This is a genomic window from Kitasatospora sp. NPDC101176 (assembly GCF_044768035.1).
In the GTDB taxonomy this organism is placed as follows: domain Bacteria; phylum Actinomycetota; class Actinomycetes; order Streptomycetales; family Streptomycetaceae; genus Kitasatospora.
Map to the genome: position 1 here is coordinate 108,430 of NZ_JBIWPA010000022.1, position 21,955 is coordinate 130,384.

Genomic DNA, 21,955 nt, shown 5'->3' on the forward strand with positions numbered 1-21,955 from the left:
CGGCCCGAAGGACGGGCTCGCCGGGCAGGCCCTACAGCAGCTGCGCCCCGTCGCGCTGGGCGGAGCAGCTGCGGCGGAACGAGCAGCGGTCGCAGCCGCCGCCGGTCTGCGGGACGAAGCGCTCCGCGAGGACCTTGCCGGCCGCGTCGGCGAGCAGGTTCTCGATCCACGGCTCGCCCTCCGGCGGCTCCTGCCGCTGCACCCTGGGGGCGTCCTGGACGGCCTTGGCGGCGGGTTCGCGCAGGTGGACGAGTTCGGCGCCGCCGGCGGCCGGGGGCCGCTCGTCGAACCCGGGCAGGGCGTTGAGCGCCCCGGCCCGGACGGCGAGCTGGTAGACGGCGAGCTGCTTGTGCTCGGGCAGCGACTTCTCGGTGGGGATCTGCTTGCCGGTCTTGAAGTCGACCACGTAGGCGCGCCCGGCCCGGTCCTTCTCGACCCGGTCCATCGAGCCCCGGATGCGCACCGAGACGCCGCCGACGTCGAGGGTGACGTCGAAGCCGTGCTCGGTGGCGACGACGTCGCGCCCCCGCTCCAGCACGTGCCAGTTGAGGAAGCGCTCCAGGGCGGCCCGGGCCTCGGCCTTCTCCTGGTGGGACTTCCAGGGCGCGTCGAAGGCCAGCGCGTCCCAGACCGTGTCCAGGCGTTCCATCAGCACGGCGAGGTCGGCGGGCGCGCGCCCGGAGCCGACCTCGTCGGCGAGGGCGTGCACGACGTTGCCGAAGCCCTGGGCGGCGGAGCCGGGGCCCTGCGCCTTGACCTCCTTCTCCAGGAACCACTGCAGCGAGCAGCTCTCCAGCTGCTCCAGGCCGCTGCCGGACAGCCGCACCGGCAGGTCGGGGCTGCGCAGCGGGTCGGGGGCGGCGGTGGCGTCGTCCAGCCCCCACCAGCGGTCGGGGTGGGCGACGGGCACCAGCGGCAGCCCCTCGTCGTCGGTGGCGGCGGCCAGGCGGGCGAGCCGTTCGGCGGCTGCCCGGCGCAGCTCGGGCGAGCGGGACGGGTCGACGGTGACCGCGCGCAGTTCGGCGACCAGCGCGGGGACGGACAGCGGGCGGCGCGGGCGGTGGGTGACGTCCTCGACGGTGACGGGCGGGGTGCGGCGCACCACCTTGCCGGTCCGGGGGTCGACGTCCTCGCGGTAGAGCTCGCGCAGGAAGCGGGAGGGTTCGTCGCCGTCGTCGGCGGGCGCCTTGACGGCGGTGACGATCAGCCGCTCCCTGGCGCGGGTGGCGGCGACGTAGAAGAGGCGGCGCTCCTCGCCGAGCAGGGCGGCCGGGGAGAGCGGCTCGGCGAGGCCGTCGCGGCCGATCCGGTCGGCCTCCAGCAGGGAGCCGCGGCGGCGCAGGTCGGGCCAGAGGCCGTCCTGGACCCCGGCGACGACGACGAGGCGCCACTCCAGGCCCTTGGAGCGGTGGGCGGTCATCAGGCGGACGGCCTCGGGGCGCACGGCCCGGACGGTGAGGGTGTCGGCGGCGATGTCCTGGGCGTCGAGCTCGGCGAGCAGGTCGAGGGCGCCGCGGTGGCCGGTGACCTGTTCCTCGGCGCGGGCCGCGGTCTCGAACAGGGCGCACAGCGCGTCGAGGTCGCGGTCGGCGTTGCGGCCGGCGGCGCCGCCGCGCAGGGCGGCCCGTTCGAGGCGTTCGCGCCAGCGGCGGCTGCCGTCCCACAGCTCCCAGAGCGCGTCCTCGGCCGTGCAGCCGCCCGCCAGGGCCTCGCGGACCTTGCGCAGCAGGGTGCCGAGGTCGCGCGCCCGGCGGGCGTGGCCGGGGTCCAGGGCGACCAGCCGCTCGGGCTCGGCGAGCGCCTCCCGGATGAGCTCGTCGGCGGCGCGGGGGGCGGTCGGGTCGCCGTCGGCGCGCAGGGCGGCGCGCTCCTCCTCGCGCAGGGCGCGGCCGAGGCGGCGCAGGTCGGAGCCGTCGAGGCCGCCGAGCGGGCCGGTGAGCAGGGTGTGGGCGAGGTCGGTGGTGAGCGGGTCGGGCCGGTCGGCGTCGCCGTGCCGGTCGCGGTCGGCCTGCTCGGCGCAGAGCCGCAGGGCGAGCAGCAGCTGGGCGACGGCGGGCTCCTCGCGCAGCGGCAGGTCGTCGCCGTCGATCTCCAGCGGGACGCCGGCGGCGCTGAGCGCCCGCCGCACGCCGGGGATGGAGCGGCCGCCGGCCCGGACCAGGACGGCCATCTCGCCCCAGGGGACGCCGTCCTCCAGGTGGGCGCGGCGCAGCAGGTCGGCGATCGAGTCGAGTTCGGCACCGGGGGTGGGGTAGGTGTACACCTCGACCCGGCCGCCCTCGCGGGAGGGCAGCAGGGCGCGGTGCTGGGCGAGCTTGTCGGCGGGCAGCCGGCCCATCGGCATCCGGCGGGCGATCTCCCGGGAGGCGGCGAGCAGCAGGGCGCCGGAGCGGCGGGAGACCCGCAGCACTCTGACCTCGGCGGGGCTGCCGTCGGCCCGGCGGAACGCCTGCGGGAAGTCGAGGATGCCGTTGATGTCGGCGCCGCGGAAGGCGTAGATCGACTGGTCGGGGTCGCCGACGGCGACGAGGTCCCCGCCGCCGCCGGCGAGCCGGTGCAGCAGCCGGACCTGGGAGGGGTCGGTGTCCTGGTACTCGTCGACGAAGACCACCTCGTAGCGGCGGCGCAGTTCCTCGCCGACCTCGGGGCGTTCGGCGAGCAGCACGGCGCGGTGGACGAGCTCGGCGTAGTCGAGGACGCCCCGCAGGTCGAGCACGTCGAGGTAGTCGGCGAGGAAGTGCGCGGCGGCGGCCCAGTCGGGCCGCTGGACGCCCTGGGCGAAGCGCTCCAGTTCGGCCTCGCCGAGTCCGAGCTCGCGGCTGCGGGCGAGGACGGCACGGACCTCGTCGGCGAAGCCGCGGGTGGTCAGGCAGGCCCGCAGGTCGAGCGGCCAGTGGATGCGGGAGCTGCCGAGCCGGGCGTCCTCGGCGCCGCCGGCGAGCAGTTCGCGGACCATGACGTCCTGCTCCGGTCCGGAGAGCAGCCGCAGCGGCTCGGCGTAGTCCCCGGGGTCCTGGTGGGCGCGCAGCAGGGCGTAGCAGAACGAGTGGAAGGTGGTGGCCTGCGGGGCGGCGGCGGAGGCGCCGAGGCGGCCGGACATCCGGTCGCGCAGCTCCATGGCGGCCTTGCGGCTGAAGGTGAGGACGAGGATCCGCTCCGGGTCGGTGCCGTCCTCGATCCGCCTGGCGACGGCCTCGACGAGGGTGGTGGTCTTGCCCGTGCCCGGGCCGGCGAGCACCAGCAGCGGTCCGCCGGCGTGCTCGACCACGGCGCGCTGGTACGCGTCCAGCACGGGCGGGTCGGGCTGGACGAGCGGGCTGCGCACGAGCCGGTAGGGGGAGCTCAAGGGGCGGGTCCTGGGGGTTGTGCGGGAGACGTGGCCGGGCGGGCCCGCCGGGGCCCGCCCGTATCGAGCCTACGATCCTGCCCCGTCATTCCCGCCGGCGCGGCCGTTTCGCGGGATCTCCGCCGGGCCGGCCGGCTCCCGGCCGTCCCAGCGGGCGCGGCGCAGGTCGACCCGGGGCGGGTCGGCGAGTTCGCGCAGCGGGGTGCCCTCCTCGCCGTAGTGGGCGAGGGCGCGGTGCTCGTGCCCCGGCAGGAAGCGGCCGTCGGCGCGGATCACCCGCCACCAGGGGACCGAGCCGCCGTAGAGTGCCATCACCCGGCCGACCTGCCGGGGGCCGCCCTGGCCGAGGTACTCGGCAACGTCCCCGTAGGTCATCACCCTGCCGGGTGGAATCCGCTCGGTGAGGTCGAGCACCAGTTCGGCGAAGGGCGGCAGGTCGTCCGGGAGGCCGTCGTCTGTTACGTCCGTCACCTGCGGCATTCTTCCGCACGGGGGCGCACCCGCGGTCCCGTACGAACGATCCGCCGCGCCCGATCCGCCCCCTGTCCAGCACGGGGCGCCGGGGCATGCCACCATCTTCGGGGCGGTGAGTGGTGATACGAGGACAAGACCAGATGACCGGGACGGCTGACGTGGGCGTGGACGAGGACTCCGACGAGTCCACCGCCGCCGTGCCCCCGGCTCCCGGTGGCGGGCCCGCGGAAGGGCCGACTCCGGAAGTCTCCCTGATCAAGGACCTGACGATCAAGACCCCCGCGCAGGCGCGCCCCGTCGAACCCGTCGAACCCGGGCCCACCGAGCCCACCCGACCGGCACCCGCCGGACCGCGGCCCGCCGACCCCGGCCCCACCGGCCCCGCCGGACCCACCGGCCCCGCCGAACCCGGACCGCCGGCCCGGCGGCCGCTGCCCGAGCAGCACGACCCGCTGGACGACACCCCGTACCTGGACGTCGACGAGCCCCTGCTCGCCGCCCGGGCGCACCGCCCGTCCGACCTGATCCGCTTCCTGGCCGGCGTCCTCGGCATAGTCGCCGTCTTCGTCCTGGCCGGCATCGCCACCTCGACCACCACCGGTATCGAGAAGGACATCTCCGACAACGCGCCGCACTTCTCCGCGGTGCTGTCCACCGTCACCGGGCTGCTCTCCAGCGTCGCGGTGCTCGCCGTGCCGCTGGCGTTCGCGGTCGAGCGGCTGATCAAACGCGACGGCCTGCGGGTCGCCGACGGGGTGCTCGCCTCGGTCCTCGCCTACGGCGTCTCGCTGGGCATCGACTGGTGGGTGGCCGAAGGCGCCTCCGAGCAGATCCGGGACGCGCTGACCCGGCTGCCGATGAACAGCAACGGCACCCTCACCGACCCGGTGCACGGCTACCTGGCCCCGGTGATCGCCTACATGACCGCGGTCGGCATGTCGAGCCGCCCCCGGTGGCGGGTCGCCCTCTGGGTGGTGGTGGTCTTCAGCGGGGTCACCGAGCTGCTCGGCGGCTACACCACCCCGCTGTCCCTGCTCCTCACCGTGCTGATCGGCTGGTCCGTCGCCTACGGCACGCTGTACGCGATCGGCTCCCCGAACATCCGGCCCACCGGCCAGCACCTGATGATCGGCCTGCGCAAGGTCGGCTTCACCCCGCGCAGCGCCCACCGCGCCACGGACGCGCCCGGCGGCACCCGCCGCTACTACGTGACCCAGCAGAGCGGCCCGCCGCTGGACGTCCACATCATCGACCGCGAGCAGCAGGCCTCCGGCTTCTTCTACCGCGCCTGGCGGCGGCTGCGGCTGCGCTCGGTGGCGGTGCGCCGCAGCCCGCAGTCGCTGCGCCAGGCGCTGGAGCAGGAGGCCCTGATCGCCTACGCGGCGGCCGCCTCGGGCGCCCGCGCACCGCAGCTGGTCGCCACCTCCGAGCTGGGCCCGGACGCCGCGATCCTGGTCTACGGCAAGGTCGAGGGGCGGACCCTGGACGAGCTCGCCGACGAGGAGGTCACCGACCTGGTGATGGCCTCGCTCTGGGAGTCGGTGGCCGCGCTGCACGAGCGCCGGATCGCCCACCGCCGGCTCACCGGCGAGTCGCTGCTCGTCGTGGACGAGAAGACGGCCTGCCTGGTCAACCTCTCCGGCGGCGACATCGCCGCCACCGACCTGACCCTGCGCATCGACGTCGCCCAGTTGGTCACCACCTTCGCCCTGCGGATCGGCCCGGAGCGCGCCGTCGCCACCGCCAACGCGGTGCTCGGCGCCGACCGGGTGGCGCAGGCCCTGCCGCTGCTCCAGCCGGTCGGGATGAGCCGCTCGACCAGGATCGACCTCAACAAGCTGAGCAAGGAGCGCAAGGCCGCCGCCCGCGCGAAGGCCCTGGAGCAGGTCGCCGCCGGCGAGCGCACCCAGCAGCAGGCCGAGGAGGACATCGCGACGGCCGGCGAGGACCTGCTCAGCCGCATCCGCGGGCAGATCCTGCAGATCGCCCCCGAGGCGCCGATGGAGCCGGCCAAGCTGGAACGGCTGAAGCCGAAGAGCCTGATCATGGTGATCGCGCTCACCTTCGCCGCCTACCTGGCGCTGACCACCATCAAGCCGGCCCAGCTCAAGCTCTCCCAGATGGACTGGGCCTGGGCGGCGGCGGCGCTGGCCGCGGCGGCCTTCAGCTACGTGGCCGCCGCGATGAGCCTGACCGGCTTCGTGCCGGAGAAGCTCCCGTTCCGGCGCACCGTCGCCGCACAGCTGGCCGGCTCCTTCGTGAAGCTGGTCGCCCCCGCCGCGATCGGCGGCATCGCGCTCAACACCCGGTACCTGCAGAAGGCCGGGATCCGCTCCGGCCAGGCGGTGGCCTCGGTCGGCGCCTCCCAGCTGGCCGGCCTGGCCGGGCACCTGCTGCTGCTGTTCAGCTTCGGCCTGATCACCGGCAGCCAGACCAACGGCGACCTCTCGGCCTCCCGCGCGGTGATCATCGGCGTGCTGACCGCCGCCGTGCTCGCCCTGGTGGTGGCGGCCGTCGCACCGCTGCGCCGGTTCGTGCTGGGCCGGCTGCGCTCGCTGTTCTTCGGCGTCGTGCCGCGGATGCTCGACCTGATGCAGACGCCCAGCAAGCTGGTCACCGGCTTCGGCGGCATCCTGCTGCTCACCCTGTCGTTCACCGCCTGCCTGGACGCCTCGGTGCAGGCCTTCGGCGGCAACGTCAGCTTCTCGGCGGTCGCGGTGGTCTTCCTGACCGCCAACGCGGCCGGCTCGGCGATCCCGACCCCCGGTGGCATCGGCCCGGTCGAGGTCGCGCTGATCGGCGCCCTGACGGTCGCGGACGTCTCACCGGCGGTCGCCACCCCGGCGGTCTTCCTCTACCGGGCGCTCACCTTCTGGCTGCCGGTACTGCCGGGCTGGATCTCGTACAACGTACTGCAGCGCCGGGGCGCGCTCTGACCCCTGCGCAGCCGCGCCGCCCGGGGCCCCGCAGCGGGGCCCGGACACGCGGAAGGGCCCGCCGGGGCGGGCCCTTCGCAGACGTGGTCGCTCCTGCCGGAGCCCGGGTCTAGTAGACCGGCTTGTGCGGCTCGACCTGGTTGACCCAGCCGAGCACGCCGCCGCCCAGGTGGACGGCGTTGGCGAAGCCGGCCGCCTTCACCACGGCCAGCACCTCGGCCGAGCGCACGCCCGACTTGCAGTGCAGCACGATCTTGCGGTCCTGCGGCAGCTTCTCCAGGGCGTCGCCCATGAGGAACTCGTTCTTCGGGATCAGCACCGCGCCGGGGATGTTGACGATCTCGTACTCGCCGGGCTCGCGGACGTCGATCAGGAAGATGTCCTCCTTCTCGTCCTGCCACTGCTTCAGCTGCTGCGAGGTGATGGTCGAACCGGCGGCGGCGGCCTGCGCCTCCTCCGACACGACGCCGCAGAAGGCCTCGTAGTCGATCAGTTCGGTGACCGTCGGGTTCTCGCTGCAGACGGCGCAGTTCGGGTCCTTGCGGACCTTCACCTGGCGGTAGTTCATCTCCAGGGCGTCGTAGATCATCAGCCGGCCGACCAGCGGGTCGCCCACGCCGGCCAGCAGCTTGATCGCCTCGGTGACCTGGATCGAGCCGATGGACGCGCACAGCACGCCCAGCACGCCGCCCTCGGCACAGGAGGGGACCATGCCCGGCGGCGGGGCCTCCGGGTAGAGGCAGCGGTAGCAGGGGCCGTGCTCGGCCCAGAACACGCTCGCCTGGCCGTCGAAGCGGTAGATCGAGCCCCACACGTACGGCTTGCCCAGCAGCACCGCGGCGTCGTTCACCAGGTAGCGGGTGGCGAAGTTGTCCGTGCCGTCCACGATCAGGTCGTAGCCGGAGAAGATCTCCATGACGTTGGAGTTGTCGAGGCGCTCCTCGTGGAGGATCACGTCGACGTAGGGGTTGATCTCCTTGACCGAGTCCCGCGCCGACTCCGCCTTGGAGCGGCCCACGTCCGACTGGCCGTGGATGATCTGGCGCTGCAGGTTGGACTCGTCCACCACGTCGAACTCGACGATGCCCAGCGTCCCGACACCGGCGGCGGCCAGGTACATCAGCGCGGGCGAGCCGAGGCCCCCGGCACCGACGCACAGCACCTTGGCGTTCTTCAGCCGCTTCTGCCCGGCCATGCCCACGTCGGGGATGATCAGGTGGCGGGAGTACCTGCGGACCTCGTCAACGGTGAGCTCGTCGGCCGGCTCGACCAGGGGTGGCAACGACACGGGGACTCCGATGGGTGTCTGGTTCAGGTGGCCAGGGCCAGCCTCTTGGTGGGGTTTCTGCTCCGCCACGCGGGTGGCTGCTTACGCCAACAGTGTCACGTCCCTCCGGTATTCCGAGACAGCCCGTCCGATGGGCGAGACGGGCGGCGTCGGATCGTGGAACCGGCCGCCGCCGCCCGCAGGGCGCCCCGGGCCTGCGGTGACAGGCCCGGAGCGCCCCGGGGCACCGGTCAGACCCGGCAGGCCGTCTCCAGCCACACGTCGCCGAGCGACTCCTCCAGCGGCACCTGTGTCCGCCAGCCGAGACGGTCCCGGGCCGTCCGCACGTCCGCCTGCCGCCACGGCACCGGCTCCCCCGCGGCGGCCCGGCCCTCCGGCCGGTGGCCCTCCGGACGGTGGCCCTCCGGACGGTGGCCGGGGAGATGGTGGCCCGGCAGGTGGTCGCCGACCGGCCCGCCGGCCTGCGCGGGCAGCAGGACCTGCCGGTTCTCCTCCACGATCGACCCCTCGAAGCCGGACGCCCGGACCAGCAGCTGGGCCGCGTCCCGGGCCCGGACGGCGTGCCCGCTGCCGATGTTGACCACCCCGGTGGCGGCCGACACCGCGGCCGCCTGGATCGCCCGCGCGACGTCCCGCACGTCCACGAAATCCCGGTATCCGGACAGGTCCGGCATCCGCACCTGCGCCTCGTCCCGCTCCAGCGCCCGCCGCAGCCCCTCCGCGAGCCGCCCGAACAGCGAGGCGGTCGGGGCGCCCGGGCCCACCACGTCGAACACCCGCAGCACCGCCGCGTCCAGGCCGGAGGCCAGCACCAGCTCCGTCCCGGCCAGCTTGGACACCCCGTACGGGCCGACCGGCCGCGGTTCGGCCTGCTCCGACACCGGCACCCCGCCGGGCACCGGGCCGTACTCGGCGGCGGAGCCGACGTGCACCAGCCGGGCCGGCTCCCGGCTGCGCCGGATCGCCTCGCAGACGGTGGCGACGGCCAGCGTGTTCGACCGGATCAGGGTGCGCGAGCTGCCGTAGGTGGCGCCCGCGCAGTTGATCACCACCTGCGGCGCGACCGCGTCCAGGAACCGGGCCAGGGCACCCGGGCTCCCGGTGGTCAGGTCGAAGCGGATGTCGGCCGAGTCGCGCCGGCCGAGCACCGTCACCTGCAACTCGTGGTCCATCAGCAGACGATCGGTGACCCGGCGGCCGATGAAGCCGTCGGCGCCCAGCAGCAGCACCCTCATCGGGGGCGTCCTTCCACGAAGCGAGGTCGGGGACGACCTGGCGGACTGAAACCAACAGACGGAACGGGGGAGACGGCGGGCCGGGCTCAACGGTGCGACCCCGCACGGCCGAGCACCGCCCAGGCGTGCACCAGCAGCACCGCGGCGACCGCACCGCCCCCGAGCAGGACGGCCACCGGGACGGCCCGGCCCGACACGAGCAGGGCGAGCGTCGCCGCGGGGCCGGCCGCCGCCCCCAGCGCGGCGGCCCGCTCCCGGCCGCAGCGCGCGAGCAGCGCGGGCAGCACCAGCAGCAGTCCCAGCACGCCCTGCGCCGCCCACTGCGCGGCGCCGGCCCGCTCGGCCGCCAGGTGGAGCAGCCCTCCGCCGTGGCCGGGGCCCGGGCGCGGCGCGACGACGGTCAACACGGCCAGCGCGGCGAAGGTCAGCACCGCGAGCACCGCCAGGTGCAGGGCGACCGCCACCGGGAGCACCGGCCGCATCCGGGCCCGGAACTCGGCGAGCGTGCCCGCCGCCCCGAGGTGCCCGCGGCCGACCTGCCGGTACCAGCGGGCGGCCCGCTCGGCCGACCCGGCGGACAGCGCCGCCGCGAGCACCAGGGCGGCCGCGAGCCGCCGGTCCCCGTCCACCGCGGCCAGCGGGAGCAGCAGCAGCCCGGCCAGGCCCAGCCCGTACCCGAACGCGGCCGGGCTCCGGCGCGAGCCGGCCGGGCGGCGCACCGGCCGGGCCGGGCCGAGCGCCCCCACCGGGCCGCCGGACGGCGGTGCCGGCTCGACCGCGGGGTCCGCGGTCAGCGCGGGCAGGAGCAGCAGCGGGACGGCGGCCGGCAGCAGCACCGGCCAGCGGCCGCCGAGCGCGGCGGCCGCCGCACAGGGCAGCACGGCCAGCCCGGCGGCGGTCAGGCTCGCCCGGGCGGCGGCGCCGCGTTCCCGGCCGCCGCACGGCGGCTCGGGTGCCGGGGGCCGCCGGGGCACCCGGGCGTACAGCTCCTCGGCGAGCGAGAACAGGTCGGCGTGCCGGCAGCGCGCGGCGGCGTCCGGGCCGAACCCGGCCTCCTCCAGCCCGGCGGCGATCTCCAGCGGGTCGACGGCCCGTTCGCACAGCGTCCGGTGCTCGGCCATCACCTCGCGGACCGGGTCGCCCACCGGGCGGCCAGTACCGCCGACCGCCGCGCCGCCGGCCATCAGACGGCCTCCGCGAGGGCGCCGGGGCGCTCCTGCGCGCCGGCGTCACCGCTCTCCTCGGCCGGGACGGCCCGGCCGTCCCGCGGGTCGGCGGGGCGCTGCGGGCCGCCGTCCGGGGCGTCCGCGCCGCGCCGTCCGTCGACCAGCCAGTACTCGGCGGGCCGGGCGAACGGGCGCGGCGGCTCCCCGGCCGTACCGCCGCCGGCGCCGTCCGGGAAGGCCGGGTACTGCGAGACCAGCTCCAGGTAGATCTCCCGGAAGGCACCTATCACCGGCTCGACGGCGAAGCGTTCCTGCGCCCGCAGCCGCCCGGCCAGCCCGAGCCTGGCCCGCCGCTCCTCGTCGCGCAGCAGCGCCAGGCAGGCGCCGGCCAGGGCGCGCGGGTCCCGGGCCGGCACCAGCAGTCCGGTCGGCCCGACCACCTCCCGGGCCACCCCGACGTCGGTGGACACCACCGCGCGGCCGCTGAGCATCGCGTCGGCGAGCAGCCGCGGGCTGCGCTGGGACAGCCCGGAGAAGACCGCCACCGTGCCGCCCTCCCAGACCTCGGCGAGCGAGCCGGGCCGGCCGGCGAAGTCGACCGCCGCCGCCACCCCGAGCCGCTCGGCGACGGCCGCGCAGTGCGCCCGGTAGCCGGGCGCCGCCTCCTCGCCGTGGACCACCAGCCGGGCCCGCGGCACCTCGGCCCGCACCTGCGCGAAGGCGTGCAGCATCAGTTCGGCGTCCCGCCCGGGCTCCAGCGCGCCCGCCCAGACCAGGGTCGGCTCGTCCGGCTCGGGCCCGGCCGCCGGTCGGGACACCGCGGACGTGCCCTCGTACACCACCCGGGTGCGCGCCGGATCGGCCCCGCAGCGGCGCTGCCACTGCTGGTCGTGGACGCTGCCGGGGGTCAGTACGGCGGCCTGCCGGTAGGTCTCCTCGGTGAGCGCCCGGAAGAACGCCAGCAGCAGCGCCCGGACCGGCCAGCGGTACGGCGCCTCGCGGTAGCCGAGGTACTGCTCGCGCAGGTGCAGGCCGTGCTCGGTGACCACGAACGGCACCCCGTGCAGCTGCCGGGCGACCAGCGCGGGCAGCGCCGCCGGGCCGCCACCGACCACGTGGCAGAGGTCGGCACCGCCCAGGCCGCCGGGCCCGGTGCCGTACCACGGCGCGGAGAGCGGCCGCAGGCACTGCTCCAGCAGGTCCGCCGCGACCAGCACGTCGCAGACCAGAGGCTGCCCGGCGGAGGTGTCCGCGCCCGGCAGCCGCCAGACCCGTTCCAGGGTGCGCCGGGCGTGCACCGAGGCGAGGAAGGCGGGCAGCGCGCCGTCCTCCCGGGCGAGCGCGGCCAGCCGGTACAGCCCGGCGCCGAAGCCCGCCCGCTCCCCCGGCATCACCAGCGCCCGGACGAGCTGCTCGTACGCCCCGGCGTAGCGGCGTCTGCGCAGCGCGCCGGGAGCTCTGCCGCCCCGCCGGCGCCCCCACAGCGCCAGCTCGTGCACCCCGCGCCAGACGGACGACGGACGCCCCGCGGCGGCCCGGCCCCCGGGCGGTGCGAGCAGGTAGAGCTCGAACCCGTGCTCCGGGAGGCCCTCGGCCAGCCGGTCGCACCAGCCGCCGGCGGCACGCTGGGGATGCGGACGGGCACCCTCGGTGAGCAGGGCAACGCGCACGGGAGACCTCCAGGACAGAGCGGATCACGGGCGGATCGACGGATGGGCCGGGCGGCCCGGGCGGTCGCCGGGGCGGCCCCGCGCGGCGGCGGGACGGCCGGGGCGAAGGGCCCGGTCGGCCGGGTGCGACGGCACCGGGACGCTCCCCGGCCGCACGGCCGGGTGGTGTCGGGGCGGCGGCCCGGCCGCGGCCCTCCCGCGATCCGTTCCCCGGGCCCGCGCCCGTTCCGGCGGTCGGTCCCGACCCGCCGGGACGACGGGTGCGGCCGTCCTCCGGCTCCTCCGGCGGCCGCGCCTCCCCCACACCTGTTCGGTCCGACAGCAGAAAGGTAGGACCGGGCCCGGGCAATCCATCGGTCACATGCCTGGTTGCCACCTGAACGAGTGAACCGGCGTGACCTCGCCCGGAACGGGGCCGTTACCGGGCGGCCTCCGCGATCAGCTCGCGCACGGCCCTGGCCACCTGGTCGGGGTGCTCCATCATCGCGACGTGGCCGGACTCCGGCAGGACCAGCAGCCGGGCGTCGGCGAACGCCGCGCAGGCCCGCCGGGCCGAGCGGTAGCCGACCAGCTTGTCGCGCAGCCCGTACACCAGCAGCACCGGCGCCGGCACGTTCTCGGCCTGGCGCCACAGCGCCTGGTCGCCGCGCTCGGTGTAGGCCGAGACGATCCCGCGGGCCGAGCCGGTCAGCGCCTGCATCGCGTGCGGCACCTCCAGCCGGCGGCGGTACTCGGCCACCGCCTCGGCACGGGCTGCCGCGGACAGTCCGGCCGGGTCCCCGTAGACCAGCCGCAGCAGGTCCTCGGTGGCCTGCTCGGGGCCGCGCTCGTTCACCGGCAGGCGGCGCAGCAGCGCGGGCAGCCCGGGCAGCGCGAGCAGGCCGGTCGACCAGGCGGAGCGCTGCGGCGGCAGCTCGGGCAGGGCCGGCGAGACCAGGGTGAGGCTGCGCACGAGGTCCGGGCGCAGTGCCGCCAGCCGGACGGCGACCGCGCCCCCGAGGGAGTTGCCGAACAGGTGGACCGGCCCGCGGCCGGCGGCCTCCAGGTAGCCGATCACCGCGCGGACGTGGCCGGAGACGCTGAGGTTGCCGTCGGCGGGCGGGCCGGAGCGGCCGAAGCCGGGCAGGTCCACCGCCTCGCCGTCGACCACGTCGCCGAGCCGGTCCATCAGGGCCGTCCAGTTGGCCGCGGAGCCGCCGAGGCCGTGCACGAACAGACCCGGCTCCCGGCCGTCCGCCCCGTCGCCCGCGGCCGGGCGGTGCACCGCGAGCACCGCACCGGGAACCTCGACCGTCCGTACCCGCTGCTCAGCACCGCTCATGGTGGACGATGGTAGTGAGCCCCGGCCGGGGCCGCGGGGGCGGTCCGGCCGTTCCCTCCCCCGTCGCACCCCTGCCGATGCCGAGGTCAGCGCCGTATTGTGGGCTCCTGACAAGGAGGCCGAGGCCTTTTCTCGTTCCCGCCGAACGCGGAAGCGGTTACCGAAAAGTAGAATCGGCCCTCTTGCCAGCCCGGAACAACCCGAAGTGAGGAGCGCCGTGACGGCCATCCAGGAGGCGCAGGAGCGCCCGCGCGGTGCCCGCCTGCCGCGAAGCGCCCGCCGCGAACAACTGCTCGGTGCCGCCCAGGAGGTGTTCGTCGCCCAGGGCTACCACGCGGCCGCCATGGACGACATCGCCGACCGCGCCGGGGTCAGCAAGCCGGTGCTGTACCAGCACTTCCCCGGGAAGCTGGAGCTCTACCTGGCGCTGCTGGACAAGCACTGCGACGCCCTCGTCGAGTCGACCCGGGACGCGCTGTCGACGACCACCGACAACAAGCTCCGGGTCGCCGCGACGATGGAGGCGTACTTCAACTACGTCTCCAGCGAGTCCGGCGCGTTCCGACTGGTCTTCGAGTCGGACCTGACCAACGAGCCGGCCGTGCGCGAGCGCGTCGAGCGGGCCTCCGAGGCGAGCGCGACGCTGGTCAGCAAGGTGATCCAGGAGGACACCGACCTGCCGGAGTCGGAGTCCAAGCTGCTCGCCGCCGGCGTCTGCGGCCTGGCCCAGATCACCGCCCGCTACTGGCTCTCGCAGGGCCTGGAGATCCCCCGCGACGAAGCGGTGCGGCTGGTCGCCAGCCTGGCCTGGCGCGGTCTGAAGGGCTTCCCGATGCACCCGACCGGCGAGGGCGAGGCACCCTCCCAGCAGGGGTGATCCGGCGACCTTCGCCGCCGCGGTGATCCCGTGCTCTATGGTGAAGCCGTACGGCGCGGTCGCCGCGAACGCTTGTTCCAGGCGGGCGTCGTCCGCGCGTGGAGGCTGCAACCCCGGAGGGACGGAAGTCGTGGAGGTCAAGATCGGCGTGCAGAACGCGCCGCGCGAGATCGTGATCGAGAGCTCGCAGACTGCCGATGAGGTCGAGAGCGCGGTCGCGAAGGCGCTGGAGGGCTCCACCAAGCTCTTCGCGCTGACCGACGAGCACGGCCGCCGCGTCATCGTCCCGGCCGAGCGCCTGGCGTACGTGGAGATCGGCGAGCAGGCCGTCCGCAAGGTCGGCTTCGGCACCGCCTGAGGCGACGTCCGAGCAGCGCACCCGGTGCCCCGTTCCCCCCGTGGGAGCGGGGCACCGCTGCGTGTACCGCCCGGTGGGCCTGGGTACGGCGTCAGTGCGGCCGGCGGCGCCGCGCACCCGTCCCCGGGGAGGCAGTCTTGCTGGTCGAGTCGATCGCCTTCGCCCTGGTCGGCCTGGTCACGGGCCTGACCGCGCTGCTGGCCCGGCCCGCGTACTTCCCGGCGGCCCGTTCGCTCACCATGGGCACCGCGCTGGCGGCGGCCCTGCTGGGCGGGGTGGTCGCGCACTTCTGCCTGGACGGGCGGTACCCGGTCGGCGCGGTGGCGGCCGCGGTGCTGGCCTCGGCGGTGCTCACCTCGGCCCTGGCCCGGCCGGACCTGGCCGCCGGGCGGGCCCCGGCGCACCGGCACCACCCGCACCGGGCCGGCGCCCACCGCGCGCCGCGGCGGCACCGGCCCGCGTAGGTCCTGTCCGGTGGGTCAGGAGGCCAGTCCCAGGGCGGCCATCCGCCGGGTGTGCGCCTCGGTGATGCGGTTGAACATCTTGCCGACCTCGACCAGGTCGAAGCCCTGCACCCGGACGCCGCCGACCAGCAGGTTGGACAGCGCGTCCCGCTCGGCCACCACCCGCTGGGCCTGGCTGAGCGCCTCGCCCATCAGCCGCCGGCCCCACAGGGCGAGCCGGCCGCCGGCCCGCGGGTCGGCCTCGATGGCCTGGCGCACCTTGTCCACGGCGAACTGGGCGTGGCCCGTGTCGGACATGACGCCGAGCACCAGCTCGCGGGTGTCGTCGTCGAGCCGGACGGCGACCTCGCGGTAGAAGTCCGTCGCGATGGCGTCGCCGACGTAGGCCTTGACCAGGCCTTCCAGCCAGTCCGAGGGCGCCGTCATCCGGTGGAACAGCTCCAGCGGCTCGACGAAGGGGCGCATCGCCTCCTGCGGGTCGGCACCGACCTCGGCGAGGCGGTCGTGCAGCCGCTGGTAGTGCTGGAACTCCGCGGAGGCCATCCGGGCCAGGGCCGCCTTGTCCGCGAGGTCCGGCGCCAGCTTGGCGTCCTCGGCGAGGCGCTCGAAGGCGCTCAGCTCGCCGTACGCGAGCGCGCCGAGCAGATCCAGCACCGCCGCCCGGTACCCCGGGTCGGCCGAGCACGCGGCCCAGTCCCCGATCGAGCCGGCCGCGGCGTCCTGCGTCTCACCATGGGTCTCCATGACCCGTCACCTTAGTCCCGACGGCCCGGCTCCCCCACCACCGGACGCACCCGGGTGACCGGCCGGAATCCCGGTTCCGGCCGTGGTCGCCCGGGGCAATGTCAGACGCGTCACGTGTTCGAGTCGTCGCCTGACTGTATGGTGGTACGGAGCCCCGTCGTGCTCGCACGGTGTCACCGCCGTCTCGGTGCCCCGCGCAAGCCCGCTCCCTAGCGGCGACGTCCACCCGGACGCGTCCGCACCGGAGGCACGGGTACTCACGTACGCGGATGCCCGGTCGGAGAGCCGATCGGCTCCGACCATGGCTTGGACTTCAAGCCTTGGCACCGCATCAGTGGCCGAGCGAGGGCCGCCGAGACCGCGCCCCCTGGCGCATGGTCCCGCGCAGGTCCCTCACGGGAATCCTCCCCGACGCCGCCGGCGACGCGCCCCGCACCGGGCCGCGCGCACCGGCCGGCCGCAGGGACCGGCGCGGTTGTGCGTCCGCGCAGCTGTATCAGGGCCGTCCCGGCCCGTACGCAGCCGCGCGGCTGCCCGCCCGCCGCTCGCTCTCGGCCCCTCCACACGGAAGAGGCAGCACCCTGTCCACCACCGCTGAACCCATCAAGACGACCTTCCGGGACCTGGGAATCCTCCCGGAGACCGCCGAGGCCCTGGAGGCCGTCGGCATCGTCCATCCCTTCCCCATCCAGGAGATGACCCTCCCGGTCGCGCTGACCGGCCACGACGTCATCGGCCAGGCCAAGACCGGCACCGGCAAGACCCTCGGTTTCGGCCTCCCGCTGATCGAGCGGGTCATCGTGCGCGCCGACGTGGACGCCGGCCGGGCCACCGCGGAGCAGCTCTCCGAGTCCCCGCAGGCGCTGATCGTCGTCCCGACCCGCGAGCTCTGCACCCAGGTCACCAACGACCTGCAGACCGCCGGCAAGGTCCGTGACGTCCGCGTCCTGGCCGTCTACGGCGGCCGCGCCTACGAGCCGCAGGTCGAGGCGCTCGCCAAGGGCGTCGACATCGTGGTCGGCACCCCGGGCCGTCTGCTGGACCTCGCCGGCCAGAAGAAGCTGAACCTGTCCAAGGTCCGCTCGCTGGTCCTGGACGAGGCCGACGAGATGCTCGACCTGGGCTTCCTGCCCGACGTCGAGAAGATCATCACCATGCTGCCGGCCAAGCGGCAGACCCTGCTGTTCTCGGCCACCATGCCGGGCCAGGTCATCAGCCTCGCCCGCCGGTACATGAGCCAGCCGACCCACATCCGGGCCGCCGCCCCGGACGACACCGGCACCACCGTCGCCAACATCGAGCAGCACATCTTCCGTGCCCACTCGCTGGACAAGGTCGAGGTCGTCTCGCGCATCCTGCAGGCCGACGGCCGCGGGCTGGCGATGATCTTCTGCCGGACCAAGCGCACCGCCGCCGACGTCTCCGACCAGCTGACCCAGCGCGGCTTCGCGGCCGGCGCGGTCCACGGCGACCTCGGGCAGGGCGCCCGCGAGCAGGCGCTGCGCGCCTTCCGCAACGGCAAGGTCGACGTCCTGGTCTGCACCGACGTCGCCGCCCGCGGCATCGACGTCGAGGGCGTCACCCACGTCGTCAACTACCAGTGCCCCGAGGACGAGAAGACCTACCTGCACCGGATCGGCCGCACCGGCCGGGCCGGCGCCTCGGGCACCGCGGTCACGCTGGTCGACTGGGACGACATCCCGCGCTGGCAGCTGATCAACAAGGCGCTCGAGCTGCCGTTCAACGACCCGGAGGAGACCTACTCCACCTCCGCGCACCTGTACGAGCTGCTCAAGATCGCGCCGGGCACCAAGGGCGTCCTGCCGCGCTCGGAGCGGACCCGCGCCGGGCTGAACGCGGAGGAGGTCGAGGACCTCGGCGAGACCGGCGGACGCGGTGCGCGCTCCGCCCGCGGCCGCGGCGGGCGCAGTGGCCCGGCCCGCGAGGCCGTCGAGGCCGCCGTGGCGGCCGAGGAGCAGCCGCGCCGCACCCGTGAGCGCCGCCGCACCCGGCGGGGCTCGGTGGTCGGCGAGGGCGAGGCCGGTACGGCCGTCGAGACCGCGTCGGCCGTGGCCGTCGAGGGCGCCGAGGGCGAGGCGGCTCCGCGCCGCCGTCGCCGCCGTTCGCGCGGCGCCGCCGGTGAGACCGCCGTCGCCGTGACCGAGACCGTCGAGGCCGTCGTGGCGGCTCCGGTGGCGGAGGCTCCGGCCGCCGAGGCCGTCGCCGAGGAGAAGCCGGCCGCGCGGCGCACCCGGACCCGCAAGCCGAAGGCGGAGGCCGTCGAGGCCGCCACCGAAGCCCCGGCCGCCGAGGCCGTCGCCGCGGAGGCCCCGGCCACCGCGGAGAAGAAGCCCGCCCGCACCCGGACCCGCAAGCCGAAGGCGGAGGCCGTCGAGGCCGCCACCGAGGCCCCGGTCACCGAGGCCGTCGCCACGGAGGCCCCGGCCACCGCGGAGAAGAAGCCCGCCCGGACGCGCACCCGCAAGCCGAAGGCCCAGGCCGAGACCGCCCCGGCGGCGGCCGAGGCCCCGGCCGCCGAGGCCGTCGCCGAGGTTCCGGCCCCGCGCAAGCGCACCCGCACCCGCAAGGCCGCCGCCGCCCCGGAGGCGACCCCGGAGAGCTGACGCACCCCCGCCCCGGAGGGGGCGGGCCCGGCCGATCGCGGCCCGGCCCGCCCCCTCCGGCGTTCCCGGGTTCCCCGATACGCTCGGGTTACCGGCCAGTCGCCCGCAGGAGAGCAGCCCATGAGCACCCCGCCGTTCCTCACCCTCCCCCGCTGCGCCCGGGCGCTGCGGCTGTCGACCGCGCGCGGGGAGTTCGCCGCGCTGCAGGCCGAGCCGGACGGGCCGGTGCGCGGCTCGGCGCTGCTGGTACCGGGCTTCACCGGCAGCAAGGAGGACTTCATCGCCCTGCTGGAGCCGCTGGCGGCGGCGGGCTACCGGGTGACGGCGGTGGACCAGCGCGGCCAGTACGAGACCGGCGGTCCGGACGACCCGGCCGCCTACGCGGTCGGGGCGCTGGGGGCGGACGTCCGGGCCCTCACCGCGGCCGTCGCCGCGGAGGGCGTCCCGACGCACCTGCTGGGCCACTCCTTCGGCGGGCAGGTGGTCCGGGAGGCGGTGCTGGCCGCCGCGGCGGACGGCCCGTCACCGTGGCGCTCGCTGACTCTGATGTCCACCGGCCCGGGGGCGATCGACCCGGCCGAGGCGGCCCGTACCAAGCTGCTGCTGGACGCCCTCCCGGCGCTGAGCCTGGAGGAGATCTGGCAGGTCATGCAGCAGATGGAGGAGGGCTCCGGGGACCAGCGGCAGCGCCCGGACCAGGCGGTCGCGCAGTTCCTGCACCGCCGCTGGCTGGCCAACGTCCCGCTGGCGCTGACCGTCACCGGGGGCCATCTGGTCGCCGCCCCGGACCGGGTGGCGGAGCTGGCCGCAGCCACCGCCGGCCTGCCGGTGCTGGTGCTGTCCGGGGTGCGGGACTACGCCTGGCCGGTGCCGGAGCAGTCCGCGATGGCCAGGCGGCTGGGCGCCCGCCGGGTGGTCGTCGAGGACGCCGGCCACTCCCCCAACGCCGAGCGTCCGGCCGCCACGGCCGCGGCGCTGGCCGACTTCTGGGGCTGACCGCCCCGGCCTCCGAAAGTGGTCTGAACCACTTTTCGAAGTTCGACCGCCCTCAACACGGGACAAAATTCGTTAGTTACGGTAATCTTTGATTCTGTCCGGGAATCATCGCCGGCCTCCAGGTCATCGCGAACCATCCGAAACCTGGACTTTACGGACGGGCAACGGCCCGGTAGCACCGCCACGACACCGTGGTTCACGAGGCACCAGACGCACCGGGCAAGAGGGGGACCCTTGCCGCAGCAGGCAGCCGAACGCACGAACCGAACGGTCCGGACTCACCGCCGGACCCGCACGACCCCGAAAGGGCTGATACCGACTCAGCCTCGACCGCCCCGCCCCGCGGGGCCAGGAAAGGAGACGCCCATGACGAAGACCATGCGCTTCGAGATCGTCCGACTGGACGACGCCAACGGCTCCGCCACCGACCGCGTGATCGCCGACGCCGACACCGTCCGCGAGCTCGTCCAGGCCGCCGCCAGCACCGGCGAGCGACTGCTCATCCGCCCGTGCCCGACCGTCTGACCACGCGCGGCGCCTCCGACCCGGAGACCTCACCCGCCGCCGACGAGCCCGGAGCGTCCGATCCGGACGTACCGATACCCGACTGACGCCCCGTCACCGCGATCGCCGATGACGGGGCGTCAGTGCGTTCGGACCCGTCGCCCCCGACGTTTGCCGCCGCCCCCCACGGGACATCCCCCAACGGGAACCGCCCGCACCGCGCCCACCGCGCGCGCCGGACGGGCCCGCCACCGACAGGTACCGCCGAGCCCTCCGTACGGGTGATCGTCCTTGACGCGGCGGTCCGGAGGGAGGAGCGTTGTCGGCTATGAGGGGCGAGCCCAGCTGCCCGAGGTGCGCCGGTCGGGTCCGCGCCCCCGGTCTGTTCTCAGACACCTGGCAGTGCGACCGGCACGGAGCCGTGCACCCGATGCAGCCGGTGCTGCCGCCGAGCGTGGAGGCCCTCGGCGTGGCCGTCGCCCGTTCCCAGGTCCCCGTCTGGCTGCCCTGGCCGCTCCCGGTCGGCTGGCTCTACACCGGCATCTCGCACGTCGGCGACGACGTCTCCGGCGCCCGGGCCACCGCCGTGGCCTGCGCCGGCCCGGCACCGCTCGGCGGCTTCGGCGAACTGGTGCTGGTCGCCGAGGAGCTGGGCGTCGGCCTCGGCGCCCGCTACGCCGGGATGCCCGGGCCCGACCCGGGCGACTCCGTCGGCCTCTACAAGCCCGCCGACGCCAAGCTGATGGCCGCCGGCCGGCCCACCCCGATGTTCCACGTCCCGGACGCCCCGGCCGACCGCGCCGTGTTCGTCGGCGAGGCCAGGGGGCTCTGGCTCTGGGCGATCGCCTGGCCCGAGCAGTCCGCCCTGGTGATGTACGACGAACTGGTGCTCACCGACCTGCGCGAGGCCGGCGCCGAGCTGGACCTGCTCCCCTGCGGCGCCCTCTCCCCCCGGCTCCTCGGTTGAACGGCTTATCCTGGGCCGCACCCACGAGCCCCCAGGAGCCCGCCCCGTGCGCATCGACCTGCACGCCCACAGCAACGCCTCCGACGGCACCGACAGCCCGGCCGAGCTGGTCGCCGCGGCGGTGGCCGCGCGGCTCGACGTCGTGGCGCTCACCGACCACGACACCGTCGCGGGCCACCGGGAGGCCGAGGAGGCCGTCCGGGCGCTGCCGGCCGGCACCCGGCTGACCGTCGTCCCCGGCGCCGAACTGTCCTGCGTCGTGGGCGACGTCAGCATGCACCTGCTCGCGTACCTCTTCGACCCGGACGAGCCGGCCTTCGCCGGCGAGCGGGAGCTGGTGCGCACCGACCGGTTCCGGCGCGGGCGGGCGATCGTCGAACGCTGCCGGGAGCTCGGCGCCGACATCAGCTGGGAGCAGGTGCAGCGGATCGCCGGGGCCGGCTCGGTCGGGCGGCCGCACATCGCCAGCGCGCTGGTCGAGGCCGGGGTGGTGGCCACCGTCTCCGACGCCTTCACCGCCGCCTGGCTGGCCAACGGCGGCCGGGCGGACGTCCGCAAGCACGAGACCGACCCGGTCGAGGCGGTCCGACTGGTCCGGGCGGCCGGGGGCGTCCCGGTCTTCGCCCACCCCGGAGCGGTCAAGCGCGGGCGGACCGTCTCGGACGAGGTGATCGCCGACCTCGCGGCCGCCGGGCTGGCCGGGCTGGAGGTCGACCACACCGACCACGACGAGGAGACCAGGCTGCGGCTGCGCGGCCTGGCCGGCGAGCTCGGACTGCTGGTCACCGGCTCCAGCGACTACCACGGCAGCCGCAAGACCGTCCGACTCGGCGAGCACACCACCGACCCGGACGTGTACGAGGCGCTGCTGGCGCAGGCCACCGGCGCGAAGCCGATCACGGGCTGACGCCCCGCCCGGCCGGCGTCGCTGCCGGTCGGGCCCGTCGGCCGGACCCGTCGGTCGGGCTTGCCGGGCCGGCCCGGC

17 protein-coding genes are annotated in these 21,955 nt (G+C 75.7%); 9 read left to right on the plus strand and 8 right to left on the minus strand.

Annotation, left to right across the window (positions count from 1 at the left end):
- Nucleotides 1–31: 31 nt before the first annotated feature.
- Together ACIRS1_RS26570 and ACIRS1_RS26575 are read right to left on the minus strand one after the other, a co-directional pair.
- On the minus strand, nt 32–3,346 hold the full coding sequence (locus ACIRS1_RS26570; RefSeq protein WP_402844170.1) for an ATP-dependent helicase: 3,315 nt from the start codon (nt 3,344–3,346) through the stop codon (nt 32–34).
- A 69-nt stretch (nt 3,347–3,415) separates the two neighbouring features.
- The gene (locus ACIRS1_RS26575) at nt 3,416–3,826 is read right to left on the minus strand and encodes an MGMT family protein (protein WP_402844173.1); all 411 of its coding nucleotides are present in this window, start codon (nt 3,824–3,826) and stop codon (nt 3,416–3,418) included.
- 134 nt (nt 3,827–3,960) lie between these two features.
- Here ACIRS1_RS26575 and ACIRS1_RS26580 point away from each other — a divergent pair, with 134 nt between their 5' ends.
- A complete protein-coding gene (locus tag ACIRS1_RS26580) occupies nt 3,961–6,756 on the plus strand; it encodes a flippase-like domain-containing protein (RefSeq protein ID WP_402844176.1) in 2,796 nt (931 codons plus the stop codon).
- A 109-nt stretch (nt 6,757–6,865) separates the two neighbouring features.
- Here ACIRS1_RS26580 and moeZ read toward each other — a convergent pair whose 3' ends face one another.
- The 5 genes from moeZ to ACIRS1_RS26605 all read right to left on the minus strand — a co-directional run bounded on the left by moeZ (nt 6,866) and on the right by ACIRS1_RS26605 (nt 13,436).
- Complete coding sequence (gene moeZ, locus ACIRS1_RS26585) at nt 6,866–8,044, minus strand: adenylyltransferase/sulfurtransferase MoeZ (RefSeq protein WP_360213855.1); 1,179 nt, start codon at nt 8,042–8,044, stop codon at nt 6,866–6,868.
- 230 nt (nt 8,045–8,274) lie between these two features.
- Nucleotides 8,275–9,279, minus strand: a complete 1,005-nt coding sequence (locus ACIRS1_RS26590; RefSeq protein WP_402844179.1) for an NAD-dependent epimerase/dehydratase family protein — start codon at nt 9,277–9,279, stop codon at nt 8,275–8,277.
- 86 nt (nt 9,280–9,365) lie between these two features.
- Nucleotides 9,366–10,463, minus strand: a complete 1,098-nt coding sequence (locus ACIRS1_RS26595; protein WP_402844182.1) for a hypothetical protein — start codon at nt 10,461–10,463, stop codon at nt 9,366–9,368.
- On the minus strand, nt 10,463–12,115 hold the full coding sequence (locus ACIRS1_RS26600) for a DUF3492 domain-containing protein (protein ID WP_402844184.1): 1,653 nt from the start codon (nt 12,113–12,115) through the stop codon (nt 10,463–10,465). The genes ACIRS1_RS26595 and ACIRS1_RS26600 overlap by 1 nt, the downstream gene beginning before the upstream one ends.
- A gap of 418 nt (nt 12,116–12,533) precedes the next feature.
- Complete coding sequence (locus ACIRS1_RS26605; RefSeq protein ID WP_402844186.1) at nt 12,534–13,436, minus strand: alpha/beta fold hydrolase; 903 nt, start codon at nt 13,434–13,436, stop codon at nt 12,534–12,536.
- A gap of 217 nt (nt 13,437–13,653) precedes the next feature.
- Here ACIRS1_RS26605 and ACIRS1_RS26610 point away from each other — a divergent pair, with 217 nt between their 5' ends.
- The 3 genes from ACIRS1_RS26610 (at nt 13,654) to ACIRS1_RS26620 (ending at nt 15,135) form a co-directional block, all read left to right on the plus strand.
- Nucleotides 13,654–14,313, plus strand: coding sequence for a TetR/AcrR family transcriptional regulator (locus tag ACIRS1_RS26610; RefSeq protein WP_360213845.1), 660 nt, complete (start codon nt 13,654–13,656; stop codon nt 14,311–14,313).
- A 130-nt stretch (nt 14,314–14,443) separates the two neighbouring features.
- Nucleotides 14,444–14,671: a DUF3107 domain-containing protein gene (locus ACIRS1_RS26615; RefSeq protein ID WP_360213843.1), complete on the plus strand. Its 228-nt coding sequence runs from the start codon at nt 14,444–14,446 to the stop codon at nt 14,669–14,671.
- A gap of 137 nt (nt 14,672–14,808) precedes the next feature.
- Nucleotides 14,809–15,135: a hypothetical protein gene (locus ACIRS1_RS26620; RefSeq protein ID WP_360213841.1), complete on the plus strand. Its 327-nt coding sequence runs from the start codon at nt 14,809–14,811 to the stop codon at nt 15,133–15,135.
- A gap of 15 nt (nt 15,136–15,150) precedes the next feature.
- Here the strand turns inward: ACIRS1_RS26620 and ACIRS1_RS26625 are convergent, their stop codons facing one another.
- A complete protein-coding gene (locus ACIRS1_RS26625) occupies nt 15,151–15,879 on the minus strand; it encodes a ferritin-like fold-containing protein (RefSeq protein WP_360213839.1) in 729 nt (242 codons plus the stop codon).
- Nucleotides 15,880–16,574: 695 nt separating this feature from the next.
- Here ACIRS1_RS26625 and ACIRS1_RS26630 point away from each other — a divergent pair.
- From ACIRS1_RS26630 to ACIRS1_RS26650, 5 genes are all read left to right on the plus strand, one after another.
- Nucleotides 16,575–18,503, plus strand: a complete 1,929-nt coding sequence (locus ACIRS1_RS26630; protein ID WP_402844189.1) for a DEAD/DEAH box helicase — start codon at nt 16,575–16,577, stop codon at nt 18,501–18,503.
- A gap of 120 nt (nt 18,504–18,623) precedes the next feature.
- A complete protein-coding gene (locus ACIRS1_RS26635) occupies nt 18,624–19,499 on the plus strand; it encodes an alpha/beta fold hydrolase (RefSeq protein WP_402844192.1) in 876 nt (291 codons plus the stop codon).
- Nucleotides 19,500–19,865: 366 nt separating this feature from the next.
- The gene (locus tag ACIRS1_RS26640; RefSeq protein ID WP_360213911.1) at nt 19,866–20,024 is read left to right on the plus strand and encodes a hypothetical protein; all 159 of its coding nucleotides are present in this window, start codon (nt 19,866–19,868) and stop codon (nt 20,022–20,024) included.
- 307 nt (nt 20,025–20,331) lie between these two features.
- Nucleotides 20,332–20,970, plus strand: a complete 639-nt coding sequence (locus tag ACIRS1_RS26645) for a DUF6758 family protein (protein WP_360213833.1) — start codon at nt 20,332–20,334, stop codon at nt 20,968–20,970.
- Nucleotides 20,971–21,016: 46 nt separating this feature from the next.
- Nucleotides 21,017–21,877 carry a PHP domain-containing protein gene (locus ACIRS1_RS26650; RefSeq protein ID WP_402844196.1) on the plus strand — a complete coding sequence of 287 codons (861 nt, stop codon included), beginning with the start codon at nt 21,017–21,019 and terminating at the stop codon, nt 21,875–21,877.
- Nucleotides 21,878–21,955: the final 78 nt, after the last annotated feature.